Origin of the sequence: Bacillus sp. FSL K6-0042 (genome assembly GCF_038006685.1) — a bacterium.
GTDB classification, from domain to species: domain Bacteria; phylum Bacillota; class Bacilli; order Bacillales; family Bacillaceae_G; genus Bacillus_A; species Bacillus_A pseudomycoides.
Genome location: NZ_JBBOVS010000001.1, coordinates 1295760 through 1315255 on the forward strand (window position 1 = coordinate 1295760; position 19496 = coordinate 1315255).

The window sequence follows — 19496 nt, forward strand, 5'->3', positions numbered from 1 at the left end:
CCTATTCATCCTTCTTCTTTTCTTCATAAAAAATTACTTTATTAATATTCTCTCGCATATAATTAAAAAGCTTAGTTTGAGCTTCCTTAATTACTTCACCATTTGAGAAAAAATACGTTGTTGCTGCTACAGTGGATGTAGGAACATGTCCAATTTCTCTTTTCATTAAGGCATCATTATATATACAACTTTTTGTTTCTACTGTTATCCGAGCTGAAATATAGGTATGCCGAAAGGAATGTACACTCAATCCTTTCTTTTTGGCATGTTGTAAAACGCGATTAGGTATATATAAATCCCTTACTATTTTAGGCTCAACAGTACTACAAATCTTATCAAACCAATGAATTTCTATAGTTTGTGGTTCAATAGGATTACATTTATTATTTTTAAAATTTATAAAAAGATAATCTTTATTTATTTGATTATTAATGTGTTTTTCAAATAGTAATTGTCTCTCTATTAAATATTGTCTTATTAAATTTCCTAGCCAAGATTGATTAATTAAATTTCTAATTTTTTGAATTCTATAGCTATAGATTGACGAATACTCTGGATCAAATATTGAGATTCCCTTACGCTTTTGTTCATAGTGATAAACCATTATATCTTTTATAAATTCTGCTGGGGCTTTTTCTCTACTTTCTAAAATTAGCTCTTTTTCAAATGTTTTCTCTATATCTTCCTGTGTAATAAAGATGCTCTTACACTTAAGATTTAATAAATCCGGAAGAGAAAAATAATCCTTTAATACTGTAATCCTTGGTGTCTTCGTCTTATTCTTTCTCCTAGCAGATTCATAAAGTGGTCTTTTAGCAAAACGTAGTGTGAAATTAAGATATTTATTAAGGAGTATATCAACGTCTTCATCATTCTGCGGTTCATCAAACATATCTTCCCAATGAACTATAGTTTCTTCTGAGAGTGGTTGACACTTATTTTTTCGGGGAATTGAAACTTTTACATTTTTAATTAGTAAATTAAGACATTCTGATACACGAGCACCAGATAACAATAAGAAAATAAAAAATAATTTTCTTTGTGAATGACTTTGTAACATATAGGATTCAAAAAATCTTTTTAACTCTGTTTCATAAAAAACTCTCTTTCTTCTCTGATTTATCATAGAATCTTCTACATCGGCTATCTTTTTTATTCTATGATTAACATCCCAAGTTACATATTCTTTTCTACTTCGAGGATTATACTCAATTGATCTTCGTGTGACCTCAGGGTTAATTATTTTATATCTATGCCGCCATTCCTGTGCAACACTTAGCCAATTTAAATATTCTAGTACATGCTTTACAGTTGCTTCAATATATTTAATGTTAAAACTCCATAATTGTTTGTCTTCTTTAAATTTTGTAATACGTGGGTTGTATAAGGCACTTACATTTCTCTTTTCTTCTGAATACAACCTGGATAGGCTACACTGAACTAGACAAAAAAATTAAGGTCAAGTAGACTACAACTAATATATTTGAGGAGAATCTACTATGACGAACAATAAAAGAGAAAGAAGAACCTTTACAGCGGAATTTAAGCACCAAATGGTTCAACTGTATCAGAATGGTAAACCAAGGAAAGACATCATTAAGGAATATGGATTAACACCATCATCATTGGATCGATGGATCAATCAAAATCATACGTCTGGCTCGTTTAAAGAGAAAGATAATAAGACCGCTGAACAACTAGAGTTGGAAGCGTTGAGAAAACAAAACAAACAACTTCTTATGGAAAATGATATTTTAAAGCAAGCAGCGCTGATACTAGGACGAAAGTAAAAGTAGTGAAGAATAACCTACATAAATACTCAATATCAGCAATGTGCAATGTCCTACAATTATCAAGAGCAACGTATTATTATGAAGCCAAACAAGCACAAGATACAGTAGATGAATTGTCACCACTCGTGAAAGAAATCTTCCGAGAGAGCCGTCAGAACTATGGAACACGAAAGATAAAAGTAGAACTAAAAAAGGTAGGATATGTGATTTCACGTCGCCGTATTGGGCGAATCATGCAGAACCAAGGTTTAGTATCGAACTATACGATTGCACAATTTAAGCCGAAGAGAGTTAGCTGTAACGAAGAAAACATTTCAAACGAACTCAATCGTCAGTTCAACCAACAAGAAGAGCTGGCTGTAGTCGTAAGTGATTTAACATACGTCCGTGTGAACAAAAAGTGGAATTACGTATGTTTATTAGTCGATCTCTTTAATCGAGAAATCATAGGCCATAGCGCAGGCCAAAAGAAAGATGCCGAGCTTGTTTCACAAGCTTTCGCAACGGTGAAAACAAACTTAAATCGGATTACCTTATTTCATACAGATCGAGGAAATGAGTTCAAAAACAAGCTGATCCATGACACGTTAGAGACCTTCAAAATCCAGCGTTCATTAAGTGCGAAAGGCTGTCCATATGATAATGCGGTAGCGGAAGCAACCTACAAAATCTTTAAAACAGAGTTCGTTCGCGATCGTCATTTCACAAGTTTAGAAGAATTGATTTTAGAATTGAACGACTACGTAAACTGGTTTAACAATGTTAGAATCCATGGCACATTAGGCTATTTGAGCCCTGTTCAGTACAGGCAGGAGCACCTTAAAAAAATTGTCTAGTTTCGTGTTGACACACCAACCATTCATTGTACCACTCATTGTAAATTTTTTTTATTATTTTCTCATCATCAGTAATATAAGGATGAATAGGTAGAAATTCAATCTCTGAAGGATGAATACGTATCCGCTTAAATATCCTTTTGGGAATTACACTTAAATATTTTATAAATCCATTAAGTGCTGTATTAGTTAACTCCTTTTCTATATCTATACCGCATAATCTACAATAATTGTAATAATGACATATAGCATCTGTCTCTTTTTTTAATTGTGTCTTACTTATCCTATCCTTGAATCTAGACCTCAAATAATCTAGTGCGGGTTTAACTATATAATGATTAGGATGAAAAATAATCCATACCCCATTTTCATCTTCTTGAAATGTTTTATTTATCCCATGGCCGCTTTCTACATAATACATACCATTAATCTTCCTAGCACTCTTTCTTAAGTAATTAATCTCTTTCATTTCATACCTCTTCTCTTATCCTCCAATATTAATATTCAACTTCCACCAAATTAAGTTAGCGTAGAATTCATTCACATTTCTATTCATAACATATAAAAAAACAATAATCAAAATAAATTTAATTTTCAAACAATAAAGACCTATCATTTTATCTATTTTGATAGGTCCCAACTTAATAATAAGTGTCTAATTTTTATTTTTATTTTTATTTTTAAAATAGTGTATTAATCAAATGACCAATTGCCCATGTACAGTAAGCTCCATTTGGAAATAACTCATTTGCTTCTACTTCTAAATAGCCGTCTTTTCGGCGATATTTAAATTGAGAAACAAGGGCCAAACCTTGATCTGGTTTCTCGGCTATGATTAGTTTCATTTTATAACTCCCTATCTAAATTCCAGTGCTACTTTCATTTTATCTCTGTTTTATAAGTGATGAAAAATATCTATCATTTTTATCATTCACAATTTGTCTTATATTTTTTAGACCTATAATATTATACGCTTAACCTTCACACCTTCACAATAGGAGACTATATAAACCATAGATTTAATAAAGATATGGAATTCATATAGGGTGCGGGAGATCCAAAGAAAAACCATGCAAATAAACCATCTTTTGCGGAGAACCCGTTCCTTTTCCCTTAGATATAAAAACATCCCTTTAGATATTCGAACCTAAAGGGATGAAACCATGCAACTTTTTTTACAAACACCGGGGCTTTGTTCTAAACATATTAACTCTATTTCAAGTCTGCACTAGGATTTTTTTTGCATGCCCTCAAATTTTATATATATTTTTCCTTAAAAACACAAAAATAAAAAATGATCCAAAATTGCATTGATCTTATAATAATAAAGACAATTAATAGTTACCATAGCGCTTGAAGTTCATAACCTTTTAACAATAAACCGAATTTTTATACAGCTATTGACAAAAAACAGAAAGTAAAGACGAGCCTTATAAATTAATTAGAAATTACCTTTACATACATTCCTCTTATAGATTTTTCATAAGCTATATTACTCATATTTCTTACTTCTTCTGATAAAATAGACGCTTTAACTAAGCCTTTTCTAATAAAAAGTGAAGGGTCAATAAGACGAACTTTCTTTTTACGATATAAATCGTAATCATTTCTATCCTCTTTTACTTCTACATTTGGATGAAGTTTCCTTAATAAAGCATGTACTTCTTTATCTTTAGATAATTTCATTTTATAAATCACTTCATGATCTTCGGCAAGAAAATCATCAGGATGAATAATTTTTTTATCTAAAGATAACTTTAGAGCCCTAGCTAAAATATCATTTCCATAAATATTTAAAGGATTCATGAAAAAATCTATAACTTCTTGATAATAAGTTTTAACAAACCATTCAGCTATTTCAATGTTTTGAAGAATCATTTTCCCCTCAACAACTATTAAATCACTTAAGAAATCTTGAACCTCTTTTAAAGAAATATATCCATATTCATACATATCTCGTAATGTATAATCTACTCTATCAGCACATAGGTCAGGTGCTGACTGCTCAAGCAATGTCCACTTTGAATCATCAAATAAAATATCTTCATAATTGTAATCATATTTCGCAAGAATTCCTGGAATTTCTGAGTTTTTGATTACAGTACTGTATATTTTTTCATGATAATCCTCATCCTTATTATCAAAGACAAAATCAATTACATGAGAAAATGCAGTATGCGATATATCATGTAACAAACCTGCAATTTGTTCTTCTACTGAACCACCGAGTTTTTTTATTAAAAGCATTACACCAACTGAATGATCAAAGCGAGTTACATTCCATTTCTCATTAATCAAGTAACTCGCTCCAGCTTGGTGAACACCTTTTAATCTCTGAACAGGCTTACTTAAAATTAATTCTTCTAATACTTTATCAACTTCAAATTCTCCATATATTATATCCGATATAATCACTCAACAAGCCCCCTTAATTCAAATAAAACTCGGCTCTAGTATATAGATAAATTCCCCTTCTATCAAGAGAAGCATTATCACTTTAATTGAGCCTTCCAATTACTATACATCTCTTCTGATAGTCTATTGTTAACTAAATAACTAACTCCACCGATTATTAATTCTGCCAAACCTGCAACAAATGAAGCAATTGTTAGTGCGTATACCCGTATATTCATTTCGACTGCAAATTCTTTTTCTCGCCATTTCCACTCAGACATGCAAATACTATAATTAATCCTAATAAGACAGCATAGAAAATACACAATTCTCCAACTTGATGCTGAATATCCTGACGAATAAATAGTGTATATCGTTAATCATTGTTTTGAATAGGGACTCCAATACTGTTCAATACCATATTATCAAAAAAGCCAGTAGCAAATAAACGATTGGGATATGTTGCAATCCCATTGTATAGATTGCCATGTAGTACATTCTCAATCATCTCTTCACTAATATTGATTTTTTAAAAAGCATCACCCTATCGTTTCCCTTGTTTTTATCCTCTATTTTGTTTGTATTTATTGGCCAAATATCTAGCATAGTGAATCGTGTTTCTAACTACATCTAATTCGAGATTAAATATACTAGGTGCACCTGGTCTCCAATTCACTTCAAACAGCCACAATTTTTGGTCCGCATCAATTCCAACATCAATTCCTAATTCATCAAATGATACACTGTCATATAAAGAATCAAAATGGTTAACAAAGCTTACCGCAAACCGCTCTAAATACCTTTGAATATTGTACCAGTTGTCATCAAACTCTGTTTTCAAAAAAATTTCTAGATACGTGCTATAACCACCACTACCCATATTTGATACAATGCTTCCCAATGGACCTATCCTTGGAAAAATTGAAGTAATGACCCATTTTCCTTCTCCGTTTCTTTGGACATGCAGCCGGAAATCATAAACATGACCAGATTTCATTTGACATGAAATAAATTGTTGAACTAGGTAAGCTTGTTTTTGTATTTTATGAGATATAAAGTCTATTAATTGTTTTTCATTAATGGATGAGACTTGCCCTGCCTCATTCATTTTGTAATGCTCTTGCCCTTGTTTTTCAATAAAAACGATGCCTCCGCCTTGATGTCCAGACATTGGTTTGATAATAACTTTTTTATAGCGCTTAATCACGTCAAAAAACTTCCTAGCATCAGTTAATTTATAAAAAGGAATAAGATATTGTTCAAACTCTTTTGCTTTTTTAATTCTGTTATATACACTTAATTTATCTCCAATCGAATGACTTGTGAACGGAATCCTATCGTATAGATAATCAAAGATTTTCTCAGTTTTATCACTAACAGGAGCGCTTGCATTATAAATGACATCGGGAAAAGGAAATTCTTTTTCAATCCACTCGCCGTTTTCATAGATTTTCCCTAAAATCGTTTGATTTTCTATATTTACTTTCCCTGGGGTAAAGTAAAAGAAGTTGACACCTTCAGCTTTTGCTACAGCGGCACAAGCATATGCTTTCCTTACGTTTCTTGGATCTTCTCGATGATGAAGCATACCAATTATAGTCATATTGGTTCCCTCCCCCTCTTTCTAAAGTTCTTTTTCAACATACAGATCAAATTCAACTTATATATATTCATATTTTTTCCGTATTTAACCAATTTTCAAAAAATCAAGAACAATCTTTGTCCCATTTTTATATTCTATTTATATAGATAACAGAGCTTATTTTTATAAAAGCGATTAAAGATAGGGTGGGGTAAGATTATGAATACTATTGTTTTTATTGAAACAAATAAATCTGGATCGAGTAGGGAAGCAATTAAAGTAGCAGAGAAACTTAATTTCTTTACGATTTTGTTAACAGAAAAAAAAAGATTTCTTGAAGAACGAAGTGAATTTCCAGATGTACATCAGATGATTTTTACTGATATAAACGATTATGATAATTTAAGTACAATAATCCAAAATCTAGAAAAAACAGGAAAAAATATAAAAGGAATTTTTAGTTTTATGGATTCTTTTGTTTATGTCGCTGCATGTTTGTCCGAGAAGTTCTGTAAAAGTATGGTATCTACTGAATCAATTTATCATATGGAAAATAAAATATTGACCCGTAAAGTGCTTCAGAATTTACCGATCTCGCTCAATTATTTAATTTACAAACCAACAGAATCCTTATCATCTTTTCTTAAAACTAAAAAGATGACTTTTCCTCTTGTCGTTAAATCTCCTGAATCAGCAGGGTCAAAAGATGTATTATTAGCAAAGGATAGAAATCAGTTAATTTCATCTATGCAAACCCTTTTAAACAAACGGCCTAATGAAGAAATTCTACTTGAGGAATATGTAGATGGACCGCAGTACTTAGTTGAAGTTTTAGTTCACAATAAAAAGCTTCATATTATTGCAGTAATTGAACAAGAAATTACATTTGGTGAACGTTTTATCGTCACTGGTTATTCTTTGTTAGGACGCTTAGACCCGAGACTATATTATAGTCTTCTCAACGCTACTCATTCTATTATACAAGCTTTTGATATGAAAAATGGTGCTTGTCACCTAGAGCTCCGTAGAGTACATGGTATTTGGAAGTTAATTGAGATAAATCCGAGAATATCAGGCGGAGCTATGAATCGTATGATTGAAGTTGGACATGGAATCAACTTAGTACAGGAAACGATTCAGTTAATGTTAGGAAATAAACCTTCGCTGAATAAAAAACATTATAAATATGTGTATACGCACTACTTAACAGTCGATTCTAGAGGGAGATTAATTCGAGTTACAGGAAAAAAACGCAGTTCTAAATATCCAGGTGTGGAAGAAATATATATAAAACCTAAAAAGGGAACTATCCTAAAACCACCTAAATCAATGGGAGATCGATGCGGCTACATTTTAGCAGCATCATTTTCTAAACAAGAAGCTAAAAGAATAGCTTTAGAAGCAGCTAAAGAAATTTCTTTTGACATTGAACCAATGAATACAACAGCATAGATTATGCTGCATTCAAACGATACTCAAAATACAAGCGAAACCCTTATATATTAAAGTGTTTCGCTTTTTTTATCGTATTTGTTATGACGTTGTTTCTTAAAACTATAAACTAATGATTATTTTTTACTTACTTAAACAAAAAAGCTGGTCCTCAAAATTTGAAGACCAACTTTTTTAACTCGCTTTAAAGCCGCCACCTAATACATCACGTACATCGTGAATGACAACGAATGCATTTTCATCTTTTTGGCTCACGACTTTCTTTAATTGAATGAGCTCTTGTTTATTGATGACAACATATAATACTTCTTTGTTATTTCCTGTGTAACCACCTTTCCCCTCTAGTACTGTTACACCACGTATCATATTCTTCATAATAGACTCTCTAATCATGTCTGGATAGTTTGAAATAATTGTTACAGCGGTCTTTGTATTCAATCCTTCTACAATAAAATCAATAACCTTTGCACCGATAAATACCGCTACAAGCGTATACATCGCTTTTTCCTGTCCAATAATAAATACTGAACCTGCAATAACGACGATATCAATAATTAGTACACCTTTTCCAACACTCCAACCTAAATATTGGTTTGCTAATTGTGCTATAATCGCAGATCCGCCTGATGTACCACCTGCACGGAACATAAATCCTAAACCAACGCCAACGAAAACACCCGCAAATAGAGCTGCTAACAATGTATCATGATTTACCGGAGTCGCAATACCTTCTGTGATATATAAAAAGAAAGATGAAGAGACAATACCAAGTATTGTATACACCATTGTCTTTTTATCAAAAAACTTATACCCAATTGCAAGTAATACTGCATTTATTAAAAGGTTTACAGTACCTGGTGACCATTCAAACAAATAATATGTAATAACTGTAAGTCCAATAATGCCACCTTCAGATAATCGATTTGGAATAGCAAAAAAGTTAATTCCAATCGCAAACAATAATGATCCAATTACGACAAGTGCTACTTCTTTTACTCTCTCATTCATTACTCTTTCATTCATTACTTCTCCCCCTATCTACCCCAATGTATATTTTTCCAGCCTACTTTCAGATCAGAGAATCAAGTAAATCCTTTCCATTTTTCTCCATGTCTCTCTATCATTTCAATTAATTTCTTCATTGTAGGAGTTAACCATTTACTCTTATGATATGCCAATTCAGTTGTAACGAAATCTTCGCTATACGTCCATGGTAGTACGCTTAGCTTGCCTTGCTCGATTTCTTCCTTTACCGTTATAAACGGTAAATAAGATATCCCTAGCCCACACATAACGGTTTGCTTAATCGCTTCAATACTCCAAAAATGAATATGAGAACAATTAATACCATCTTCTTTAATCCGTCTTTCTAACAAATCTCGGTAACTCCCTGGCTCTGTAAGCAACAACATTTCTCCTTCTAAATCAGCAGGACTAATGTTCACCTTTTTTGTTAGTGGATGTTTGGGCGGAGCAATAAGCACAATCTTCTCTTGAACAAGAGAATGAGTAACAATGTCTGTACCCAGTTGTTCCGGATGTGTAAATAAAGCAAAATCAAATTTTCCTGATTTTAGCTCATTGTGTAATTCTTGACTCTCTGATGGTTGTAAAATGATATGTACTTGCGGATACTTCCTTTTAAATTCATATAAAACAGCAGGTAATCGATAAATCATTAAAGACTCATTCGCTCCAATGCGTATTGTCCCTGAAAATTTCCCGTTCATTTGAGATGATTCCAATGCTTCATTTGATAATTCCAATATTTTATGCGCATAAGAAAGCATATGCTCCCCTACATCAGTTAAAATTACCTTTTTTCCAAGACGATCAAATAATGGATTTCCAATCTCTTCTTCTAATGATCGAATATGATTAGTAATTGTCGATTGCGTATACCCAAGTTGTTCTCCAGCCCGTGTAAAGCCACCGCTTTCCGCTACAATAATAAAAGTTTTCAAATGGCGCAGCTCCATACTTACTCCTCCTGTTGCACGATCATATAATTTCTTGATGTTTTTCTTGTTATAACCCTATCTCCATAATAATGAGAAAATGAATATGTAAGTTACATAGTTTTCTTCTTACGCGAAAATGCAGTCCATTGTTTAACGAGATATCAAAAATAATCATTCTCATGAAATTAGTTGGTTTTAGCAACAATCTCATATATTTTCAAATTAAGTGATTCTCTAAAAAATCATTTATTCTCTATCCTAACTACTCATTAAGTAGCTGTTCCTTTGCACTCACCTAATCGCTATTATATATTTAGAACACAAATAAATAAAATGAATTATTTTAATAGAAATCATTTATAAAAATGATGGGTGAATCTAATGTACTATAGTTAACCACCCTTCTTGGCGAAAAGGATGGCTTTTTCATTTACAACTATTGACATAATCAAAAAGAAACATTAAAATAACTATAAATTAGTAAGTTGATAATTTATAGTTATTAAAAGGAGTGAGCAAAATGAAAAATATATTATTTCGTATTAATGAATTAGCGAAAAAAGAAAAAACTTCCGGACTCAAAGAAACTGAAAAACAGGAGCAACAAATGTTAAGACAAAGCTATATGAAAGAATTTCGCGGGAGTTTAGATTCCATTTTATTAAATACAACAATTATAGATCCTAATGGAGAAAATGTTACTCCACTTGCTTTACAGCATGTACAAAGTCGTATGAACCTTAAAAAATGAGATCCAAAATCGATTCAAACGACCAATTTCACAAAATAGTATCAACATAAAAAGAGCCCAATTTCTAAATCGAGAAATTCTGGCTCTTTTTATAGTATAGACATTGTTCTATACCTACTACATTGTAATTTAAATATCATATCAATCCGCATATTCTTGTTTCACCTGTTGATACTTTTCCCATGTATCGATATCGAAAAATATTTTGTCATTTTGAGACAACAATGAAATTCCATTTATCGTAGGCTTCATAAAAATCGCGCGTGCTCCTACATCTCCTTTCAATGCTTGAAAAAGTGGAAATACTTTCTTTGTAAATAAAACAGGAGGTTGCCTTATTCCCCTATAACTCGCTGCTACAAAATGAATGTTTTTATTTTGCTCATAGCCATCTATTATCTTATTAATAAATTCAGCTGTCACAAATGGTTGATCAGCCAGAAGGACCATCACTCCATCTACATTCATTCGTTTCGCCTTCTCAATGCCGCATTGAAGAGAGTACGACTGTCCTCTACAAGCATTTGGACAAGAAAGAATGTGCACATTTTCACGGTGCATTCTTTTTAACATCCAAGCAGGCTCATTCGTAACAACAATAATATGTGAGAGCCTTGAAGAAATTGCTGCTTGTAACGCTAAATTCCCAAGTGGCTCCCCTTGTAATGGAAGGTGCAGCTTGTGTATTCCGGGTCCCATCCTCCGACTGTTTCCAGCAGCTAAATATATCCCTGCAATCTTTATTTTACTTCCCCCTTAATTCTTGGATGATTTCAGCTATTATACTAATCGCTATTTCAGTTGGCCCTTTTCCCCCAATTGCAAGCCCTACCGGAGAATGAACATTTTTAGGTATCGCCTTTCCTTCTAACAGACGAGCAGTGCGGTGACGTGGACCTAAAATACCGATATAGCGAACACATTGTTCCAATAAAAGTTCAACCAACTGCCGATCGCGTTGAAAGTGATGAGTCATAATCACAACAAAATCTTCTTCTCTTAATAGAAGTTGTGGTACAATCTCTTTTGGAAAACCATTCATACAAACATCTGCACTCGGAAAATGTGAAGAATTACATAACGATTCACGCCAATCACAAACTGTTACAAAAAAGTTTACTTCTTTTGCAAACCGAACAAGCGGTGTTGCATCCTCTCCCGCTCCAAAAATAAAAAGTCTTGGCCTTGGTGTAAAGTGTTGATAAAACCATTTACCGTGTAAACCATGTAAGGAAAGAGTTGGAAACAAAGCTTCTTCATTCCCAAACGTATCACCATTCTCACTAATAAATAATGTTTGTATTAAAGAAATATTTTTTATCATCCGAACTGAAATACCCTTCTTGAGATATTCATATAGTGTTTGCAAAAAAACTTGGTACTCCTCATCTATATACTCAACTAATATATGAATGATACCATTACATCCCATTCCCCAAGATAAATCATCTTCTGCCCTCGTATTAAATTGATGAATAGACCATGTTTGATTCTCCATTACTTCGGCTGCATAAATAGAAACCTCTTCTTCTAAACAACCTGCACTTAACATTCCGACTTTTGTTCCATCTTCACAAAAAAGCATGATAGTTCCTTCTTTACAATATGCAGAACCTTCCACATGGATAATAGTTGCTAAGGCACACCGTTGTTCACACGATAGTAGTGCTTCTAGTACAGTATGAACAGAAGTCATTATTGATTCTCCCGTTGCTTTTGCAAGATAGATTTCACAGCTTCTTCAATCTCTTGATAACTTGTGCACCGACAAATATTAGAACTTAACCATTCTTCAATAACTGAATCATCCACATCCATTTTTTGTGTAACAAGCGCATGACAATTTATAATAAACCCAGGCGTACAATACCCACACTGAAAAGCCCATTTGTCTTCAAAAACTTTCTGAATAGGAGTTTCTTGTAAACCTTCCACTGTTATAATCTGCTTACCAATTGCTTCTACTGCTAATATAATACAAGACTTAATAGGTATCCCTTCAACAAGAACGGTACAAGCACCGCAATCACCATTTTCACATCCTGGCTTGGCTCCTGTTAGACCAAGTCGATGTCGCAATGTATATAATAGCGTATCCGCCATTCTAACAACGACCTCTCTGTCCTCGCCGTTCACATGAAGACTTAATTGCCCCTTTCCCATTATCCCCTCACCTCTTCAAACTTTATTAATACATCATAAAGCACATGTTTCAAAACAAACTTACGATACTCACGCGAACCTCGTATATCATCCAATATAAGTGCAGGAATATGAAAAAGGGCGTGCTCAATTCTCTTCTTGACTGGTATACTTCCATCGTTTAACACCGATTCTACCGCGCGCGACCGAAATGGAAATGCGCACAATCCACTAAATGCGATTCGAATGGTATCATCACTTTTGAGTGCAGCAACCGTTACAAGTGGGTAATCGATTTTCTCTAATTGCCTTTTTTTCACACTGTAATAAGGAGATTCTATATATTTTTGATTGGTGATAATTTGTATAAGAAACTCACCTTTTTGCAATTGTAACTTCTCAATAAACGCTTGCTGTGACTTGATATACTTTATACCTTCTTTTCCTGCAATAACAAATGTGCTATCAGCTAGTAAAAAAGGGAGCACTGCTTCTCTATAAATAATTTCCCCTGCAATATTACCACCAAGCGTAATTTTATTTCTTGCTGTGTGATCTGCAGCTCTTCCGGCAGTCTCTCCAAGAAGAGGGAATACTTTTTCCTCTTGAACTTTTGTTAATGTTAATGTAGCTCCAAGAATAAGCTTTTGGTCATTCCATTCACAAATGTTACATTCGGGAATATCTTTCAAATCAATGACCGCATTCGTAATCATTTGCTGCAGACGCCCCATTGTAATAATTTCAGTGCCTCCCCCATAATAAATGGGCCTTTTTCCCTCTTTATCCAGCTGATGAAATAATCGGATTGCTTCTTCGATACAATTCGGACGATAATATTCAAAGTCAAATGGTATCATATACACCATTCTCCTCCGCTTGTTTTACTTTCCAAATCAATTCAGGATTAATAGGTAATTGACGAAGTGAAATACTAGCTGCAATAGATAACGCATTCGCTAAAGCAGCGGGCATACCGATAATTCCATGCTCACCAAGCCCTCTTGATCCAAATGCAGCTTGATCATGCGGTACTTCCACAAATTCAGCGATATATTTTGGATGTTGCCCATAATGCATCACTTTATAAGAACGAAACTGATTATTAAGAACTCTCCCATACAAGTCATAGTGAAATGTTTCTCTCGTCGCAAAACTTAATCCCATACTCATAGCCCCTATAATTTGTGTTTCTGCTCCCTTTCTATTTAAAATCCTTCCTGCATCTACAACCGTTACTGCTTTAATTAATTTATACGTATATAATTGTGGATCAAATTCAACCTCTATTGCCTGTGCTCCCACTCCCCACTCTGGTCCTTGTTGTCCTTTTCCTGTTTCATAGTCAATCTTTGTTATTCCTTCAAAGATATATGTACCTCTTCCGATTATTTGCGCCCCTGCTACATTCCCACTCGAATCAACATATCCAAAAACAATTTTTGAAAATGGTACGTAAATATCTGGATTTGTTTTTACATATACAGTCTTGTTTGCAATTGTTAATTCACCTGCTGATATTCCAAATACATTAGCCGCCGTATCTAGTAACTGCTTCATTACATCTTCCGTCGCTTTTACAACTGCATTTCCAACAAGGTGTGTCGTCCGACTGGCAGCTGTTTTCCAATGTTTTGGCGCTATTTGTGTATTGACTTCCATCATAATAGATACATCTTTAACATTCATATTCATTTTTTCTGCAACCATTTGTGTTAAAGTTGTTTTCGTTCCTTGTCCAATTTCCACTGCACCACAATTGACATTTACACTCCCATCACCATTAAAGGTTATAGTCGCACCCGCTCCAGCATTATTTGGTGTAGTCGAATTTTTCCAAAAGCAACTAATTCCTTTTGCCCGTATCCTCCCATTTGGTAAAACAATACGATTCCCTTCTTCCCAACTAATAAGCGATTTTAACTTTTGTAAACACGCCCGAATATCCCCAGTATTACTTTTTGTGACTAATACTTGTGTTGGTGTTGTATCTCCTCGCTCAATTCTATTTTTCATACGAAACTCAAGCGGACATATATTTACTTTATTTGCCAATATATCTATCATTCTTTCAATTACAAATGTATACTCGGCATGACTAAATCCACGAAACGATGTCGCATATGGATGATTCGTGTACATACAAAGCGAATCACACGATACATGCTGAATTGAGTATGGACCTGTACAGTCTAATCCGGCCGCTTTACTCATGGTCACTGCCCGATCAGCATATGCACCGCCATCAAATAAATATAAAATCTCGGCAGCTTGCAATTTCCCATTCTTTGTACATCCAAGCTTTACTTTTGCTTGTAAACCAATATGAACAGGCGATGTTACAAAATCTTCTTCTCTACTATTCCGAAGGGTAACACGCCTCCCCCCCACTGCTTTAGAAGCAAGATATACTAAATACTCAAGTTGTACCGTTGTTTTTCCACCATACGCCCCTCCAACTAAAGGCACATGTACAATTATTTTTTCTTCAGCAATTTGAAACGCCTTACTAAGCAATCTTTTAATTTCAAAAGGGGCTTGCGAAGTAGAATGAATAATAACCTCTCCATTTGGCTTAATTTCTGCTTTCGCACATCGCGTCTCTATTGCAGTATGATCAGATTGCCGAAAAGAAAACGTTTCCTCTACAACAACTTCACTATTTGCAAACCTTTCTCGAATATCTCCCTTACGAATTTTTGTTCTATTTGCAATGTTTGTATGTGCTTCTGGGTATACTTCTTCTTCTAATTCATATTGCTCTACGTTTTCATGTACGAGTATATCTCTTTCTAAATAGGCTTGTAGCGGGGCATGAACCACAGGGAGTTTCTTATATGTAACACGTATTTGCGCTGATGCATGTTTAGCAATCGCTTCGCTATCCGCTACGATAAGTGCAATAGGCTCACCAAAATACCGAACTTTTTCATAGGCTAACGGGGGACGATCTACAATACTAGAACCGACAAGAATAGGATAATCTGCTCCTGTTATCACAGCATGAACACCAGGGATTTCCTCAGCTCTCCTTATATCAATACTTTCAATAACAGCATGCGCATACACACTCGTTAAGAGTTTTGCGTATAAAGTACCTATCTCAATCTCGTCATCTACATATTTTGCTCTTCCCGTTACTTTGTCCGCACCTTCTTTTCGTTTAATACTTTTTCCAATGATGTGATACGGTTTCATTTTAGACCTCCCTCCCTTCCTTCTACTCTTCTACCAACCTATTCGTGGCCCCCCTCGTTTAGTACGAAACTCTTTATAGATGTACAATACATTAAGGCGAACTTCCCCTAACCTTGTGGACAGTTTACGAGGTTGAACTAGATAAGAAGCAGACAGAAAGAGTAATCCTGCAAAACGTTCGATCACCCCAGCAAATTCTCATTCAAATAGAAAAATGTCTTTCATGAACAGAATTCCAATGGTTAATAAAAATATATTCTTCACAAAAAAAGAAGCTCTCCCAACATATTTTTAGGACAGCTTCTTTCGTATATTCATTTGAAATTAGATTAAATCCTCTATCGAAAAAGCACCTGGCAACAATTGTTCAACCGTTACTTCTTTTTCATCGCCTTTTTGATTTGTTAATAAAACTGGCATTTTAGGCTTACAAAACTCAGCAATGACTTGTCTACAAGCTCCGCATGGTGAAATAGGCCCATCTGTTTTACCTGTAATTACTAAATAACTAAAATCACGTTCCCCTTCTGATACTGCTTTAAATATAGCTGTTCTCTCAGCACAATTACATAAACCGTAAGAAGCATTCTCTATATTACAACCTGTATAGATTTTACCTTCTTTCGTAACTAGCGCTGCGCCAACTGGGAATTTAGAATACGGAATATAAGCTTTTTCTAACATTTTTGTCGCTTCTTCAATATATCTTTTTTTATCCATATTATTTCCTCCTCAAAGTAAATTCCATTCTACGAATCATTAATCAGTTATAATTGTATGAATTAAGTTAGGAGTTTCAGCTTTTTCTGATACAGAAATGTTTTCATAAATTTTAGCTTTTACATCTTCCACGTTTTCACGATTCGCGTAAATCGTAACAAGTGGTTCCCCTTCTTTTACAGCTTCACCAACTTTTTTACGTAGCATTAAACCAACTGCTAAATCAATTTCATCTTCTTTTGTTGCACGACCTGCCCCTAGAAGCATGGCAGCAATACCTATTTCATCTGCCACAATGTTAGAGACTACACCTGAAGTTTTAGCAGGTACATCAATTACATATTTAGCTTGTGGTAACTTTTCTGGATGATCTACAATTGAGCTATCTCCACCTTGATTACTCAAGAACTCCTTAAACTTCTCAATTGCTTTTCCATTTTTCATAACTTCTTTTAGCATTTCACGTGCTTCTTCTAACGTATTCGCTTTTTTCCCAAGTACAACCATTTGACTACCTAATACAAGTACTAATTCCGTTAAATCTTCTGGACCTTCCCCTTTTAATGTATCAATCGCTTCTTGTACTTCAAGAGCATTACCAATTGCAAAACCAAGAGGTTGTGACATGTCTGAAATAACAGCCATCGTTTGACGTCCAACATTATTTCCGATTCGTACCATTGCGTGTGCTAATTCTTTCGCATCCTCTTCTGTTTTCATGAATGCACCAGCACCTGTCTTAACATCAAGAACAATTGCATCAGCACCAGCTGCAATTTTTTTACTCATAATCGAACTTGCGATTAACGGAATTGAATTTACTGTTCCCGTAACATCACGTAGTGCATATATTTTTTTATCAGCAGGTGTTAAATTTCCTGTTTGTCCAATAACCGCAACCTTATCACGATTCACTAATTCAATGAACTGCTCTTTCGTAATTTCAACATGGAAGCCTTCTACCGCTTCTAATTTATCAATCGTACCACCTGTATGACCTAAACCACGACCAGACATTTTTGCAACTGGTACATCTAAAGCAGCTACTAATGGTCCTAACACTAATGTTGTTGTATCACCAACACCGCCAGTTGAATGTTTATCTACTTTAACTCCTTCAATCTCAGATAAATCAATTGTTTCTCCAGAATGCACCATAGCCATCGTTAAATCGGCACGTTCACGGTCAGACATGTCTTTGAAAAAGATAGCCATTGCCAGTGCACTTACTTGGTAATCAGGTATTGATCCATCTGTATACCCTTTGATAAAGAATTGAATCTCCTCTGTTGTTAATTCTTTACCATCACGTTTTTTCGCAATAATATCTACCATTCTCATCTGAATCACCAATCCTTTTTATTTTTTATTCGTCTAGCTCTTAAATTCTTAATATATTAAACCAACTATTGTTGCTGATAAAAAGCTTACTAAAGTTGCACCAAAGAGTAATTTCAAACCAAATCTTGCTACTACATTCCCTTGTTTTTCATTCAAACTTTTAACAGCACCGGCGATAATTCCGATTGAAGAGAAGTTTGCGAATGAAACAAGGAACACTGATATGATTGCTGTTGTTCTGCCTGAAAAATTAAAATTCCCTTGTGCTAAATTTGTCATAGCTACAAATTCATTTGATACAAGTTTCGTTGCCATGATGTTACCTGCGTTAACAGCTTCATGCCAAGGGACACCTATAATAAAAGCAAATGGCGCAAATACATAGCCAAGGATTTCTTGGAATGAGATACCAATTACTCCTTTAAAAATTGCATTAATGAAAGCAATTAATGCAACAAACCCAATTAACATAGCCGCTACTGTAATAGCAACTTTAAAACCATCTATTATATATTCCCCTAACACTTCAAAAAAGCTCTTTTTCTCTTCCTCTTGTACTTCTAACATATCTTCTTCTTCAGTAACCTCATAAGGATTAATAATCGAAGCGATAATAAAACCACCAAACAAGTTAAGCACTAAAGCGGTTACAACATATTGCGGTTTTAATAACACCATATATGATCCAACTATAGACATAGAAACCGTAGACATTGCAGACGCACATAATGTGTATAATCTTCTTTCTGATAGTAGACCTAGCTGCTTCTTAACAGAAATAAACACTTCTGATTGTCCTAAAATCGCTGAAGCCACAGCGTTATACGATTCAAGTTTCCCCATCCCATTTATTTTACTTAAAGCTAAACCAATGTATTTCACAATAAATGGCAATACCTTAATATGTTGCAGGATACCAATTAAAGCTGATATAAAAACAATTGGCATTAATACCCCTAAAAAGAATGAAAATTCTTTTTGGTTTACCAAACCACCAAATACGAAATTAACACCATCGCCAGCATACTTTAACAATTGTCCAAAACCATCTGCAATTCCAGCAATTAGTACATTCCCGATGCTTGTATTTAATAGTAAGAAACCTAAAATAAACTGAAGTACAATCATCGTTATAATAGGACGATATTTCACTTTTCTTCTATTATTACTAGCAAGCCATGCGATACCTAAAATAATTACGAGACCTATGATACCTACTAAGTATTTCATAAAACTTCCCTTCCTTTTCCGTATCCGCTTACATATTTTTCAATTATTAAAGCAATAGATACACCATGCCTTTTTAACACTCGTGTACCTATTGCT

Annotated in this window: 18 protein-coding genes and 1 pseudogene; 3 read left to right on the forward strand and 16 right to left on the reverse strand. The window is 34.1% G+C overall.

Going from position 1 to position 19496, the window contains the following annotated elements; translation table 11 throughout:
• Position 1: 1 nt before the first annotated feature.
• Entirely contained in the window at positions 2–1420 is a 1419-nt protein-coding gene (locus MHH45_RS06835) for a hypothetical protein (protein WP_088094595.1), read from the reverse strand.
• A gap of 79 nt (positions 1421–1499) precedes the next feature.
• On the opposite strand from MHH45_RS06835, the gene MHH45_RS06840 reads away from it, so the two are divergent.
• A protein-coding gene (locus MHH45_RS06840; RefSeq protein ID WP_088093830.1) for an IS3 family transposase occupies positions 1500–2629 on the forward strand; the annotation gives its coding sequence in 2 pieces (ribosomal slippage) (positions 1500–1755 and positions 1755–2629; 1131 coding nt in all).
• Here the strand turns inward: MHH45_RS06840 and MHH45_RS06845 are convergent.
• The 5 genes and pseudogenes from MHH45_RS06845 to MHH45_RS06865 form a co-directional block, all read right to left on the reverse strand.
• Positions 2613–3098 (reverse strand): hypothetical protein, encoded by a 486-nt coding sequence (locus tag MHH45_RS06845; RefSeq protein WP_088094414.1) that lies wholly within the window; start codon positions 3096–3098, stop codon positions 2613–2615. The genes MHH45_RS06840 and MHH45_RS06845 overlap by 17 nt on opposite strands.
• A 229-nt stretch (positions 3099–3327) precedes the next feature.
• Positions 3328–3474 (reverse strand): annotated as a pseudogene (locus MHH45_RS06850) (DNA topoisomerase); the annotation flags it as partial.
• Positions 3475–4066: 592 nt separating this feature from the next.
• Positions 4067–5044 carry an HD domain-containing protein gene (locus tag MHH45_RS06855; RefSeq protein WP_088094415.1) on the reverse strand — a complete coding sequence of 326 codons (978 nt, stop codon included), beginning with the start codon at positions 5042–5044 and terminating at the stop codon, positions 4067–4069.
• Positions 5045–5121: 77 nt separating this feature from the next.
• The gene (locus MHH45_RS06860) at positions 5122–5304 is read right to left on the reverse strand and encodes a hypothetical protein (protein WP_088094416.1); all 183 of its coding nucleotides are present in this window, start codon (positions 5302–5304) and stop codon (positions 5122–5124) included.
• Positions 5305–5585: 281 nt separating this feature from the next.
• On the reverse strand, positions 5586–6626 hold the full coding sequence (locus MHH45_RS06865; protein WP_016132732.1) for a YheC/YheD family endospore coat-associated protein: 1041 nt from the start codon (positions 6624–6626) through the stop codon (positions 5586–5588).
• A 198-nt stretch (positions 6627–6824) separates the two neighbouring features.
• Here MHH45_RS06865 and MHH45_RS06870 point away from each other — a divergent pair, with 198 nt between their 5' ends.
• Positions 6825–8057, forward strand: coding sequence for an ATP-grasp domain-containing protein (locus tag MHH45_RS06870; RefSeq protein ID WP_016114449.1), 1233 nt, complete (start codon positions 6825–6827; stop codon positions 8055–8057).
• Positions 8058–8231: 174 nt separating this feature from the next.
• On the opposite strand, the gene MHH45_RS06875 is transcribed toward MHH45_RS06870, so the two are convergent.
• On the reverse strand, positions 8232–9080 hold the full coding sequence (locus MHH45_RS06875) for a YitT family protein (RefSeq protein WP_088094417.1): 849 nt from the start codon (positions 9078–9080) through the stop codon (positions 8232–8234).
• Positions 9081–9139: 59 nt separating this feature from the next.
• Positions 9140–10036: a LysR family transcriptional regulator gene (locus MHH45_RS06880; RefSeq protein WP_088094418.1), complete on the reverse strand. Its 897-nt coding sequence runs from the start codon at positions 10034–10036 to the stop codon at positions 9140–9142.
• A gap of 502 nt (positions 10037–10538) precedes the next feature.
• On the opposite strand from MHH45_RS06880, the gene MHH45_RS06885 reads away from it, so the two are divergent.
• Positions 10539–10769, forward strand: coding sequence for a DUF896 domain-containing protein (locus tag MHH45_RS06885; protein ID WP_088094419.1), 231 nt, complete (start codon positions 10539–10541; stop codon positions 10767–10769).
• A 141-nt stretch (positions 10770–10910) separates the two neighbouring features.
• Here the strand turns inward: MHH45_RS06885 and MHH45_RS06890 are convergent, their stop codons facing one another.
• The 8 genes from MHH45_RS06890 to MHH45_RS06925 all read right to left on the reverse strand — a co-directional run bounded on the left by MHH45_RS06890 (position 10911) and on the right by MHH45_RS06925 (position 19400).
• On the reverse strand, positions 10911–11513 hold the full coding sequence (locus MHH45_RS06890; protein ID WP_088094420.1) for a nucleotidyltransferase family protein: 603 nt from the start codon (positions 11511–11513) through the stop codon (positions 10911–10913).
• Position 11514: 1 nt separating this feature from the next.
• Positions 11515–12465 (reverse strand): XdhC family protein, encoded by a 951-nt coding sequence (locus tag MHH45_RS06895; RefSeq protein WP_088094421.1) that lies wholly within the window; start codon positions 12463–12465, stop codon positions 11515–11517.
• Positions 12465–12932: a (2Fe-2S)-binding protein gene (locus MHH45_RS06900; RefSeq protein ID WP_088094422.1), complete on the reverse strand. Its 468-nt coding sequence runs from the start codon at positions 12930–12932 to the stop codon at positions 12465–12467. The genes MHH45_RS06895 and MHH45_RS06900 overlap by 1 nt, the downstream gene beginning before the upstream one ends.
• Positions 12932–13771, reverse strand: coding sequence for an FAD binding domain-containing protein (locus MHH45_RS06905; protein WP_088094423.1), 840 nt, complete (start codon positions 13769–13771; stop codon positions 12932–12934). The genes MHH45_RS06900 and MHH45_RS06905 overlap by 1 nt, the downstream gene beginning before the upstream one ends.
• On the reverse strand, positions 13758–16109 hold the full coding sequence (locus tag MHH45_RS06910; RefSeq protein WP_088094424.1) for a xanthine dehydrogenase family protein molybdopterin-binding subunit: 2352 nt from the start codon (positions 16107–16109) through the stop codon (positions 13758–13760). The genes MHH45_RS06905 and MHH45_RS06910 overlap by 14 nt, the downstream gene beginning before the upstream one ends.
• 324 nt (positions 16110–16433) lie before the next feature.
• The gene (locus tag MHH45_RS06915; RefSeq protein ID WP_016114440.1) at positions 16434–16829 is read right to left on the reverse strand and encodes a cytidine deaminase; all 396 of its coding nucleotides are present in this window, start codon (positions 16827–16829) and stop codon (positions 16434–16436) included.
• A 39-nt stretch (positions 16830–16868) separates the two neighbouring features.
• Positions 16869–18170 carry a pyrimidine-nucleoside phosphorylase gene (locus MHH45_RS06920; RefSeq protein ID WP_016114439.1) on the reverse strand — a complete coding sequence of 434 codons (1302 nt, stop codon included), beginning with the start codon at positions 18168–18170 and terminating at the stop codon, positions 16869–16871.
• 48 nt (positions 18171–18218) lie between these two features.
• Positions 18219–19400 carry a NupC/NupG family nucleoside CNT transporter gene (locus tag MHH45_RS06925; RefSeq protein ID WP_016114438.1) on the reverse strand — a complete coding sequence of 394 codons (1182 nt, stop codon included), beginning with the start codon at positions 19398–19400 and terminating at the stop codon, positions 18219–18221.
• Positions 19401–19496 lie beyond the last annotated feature (96 nt).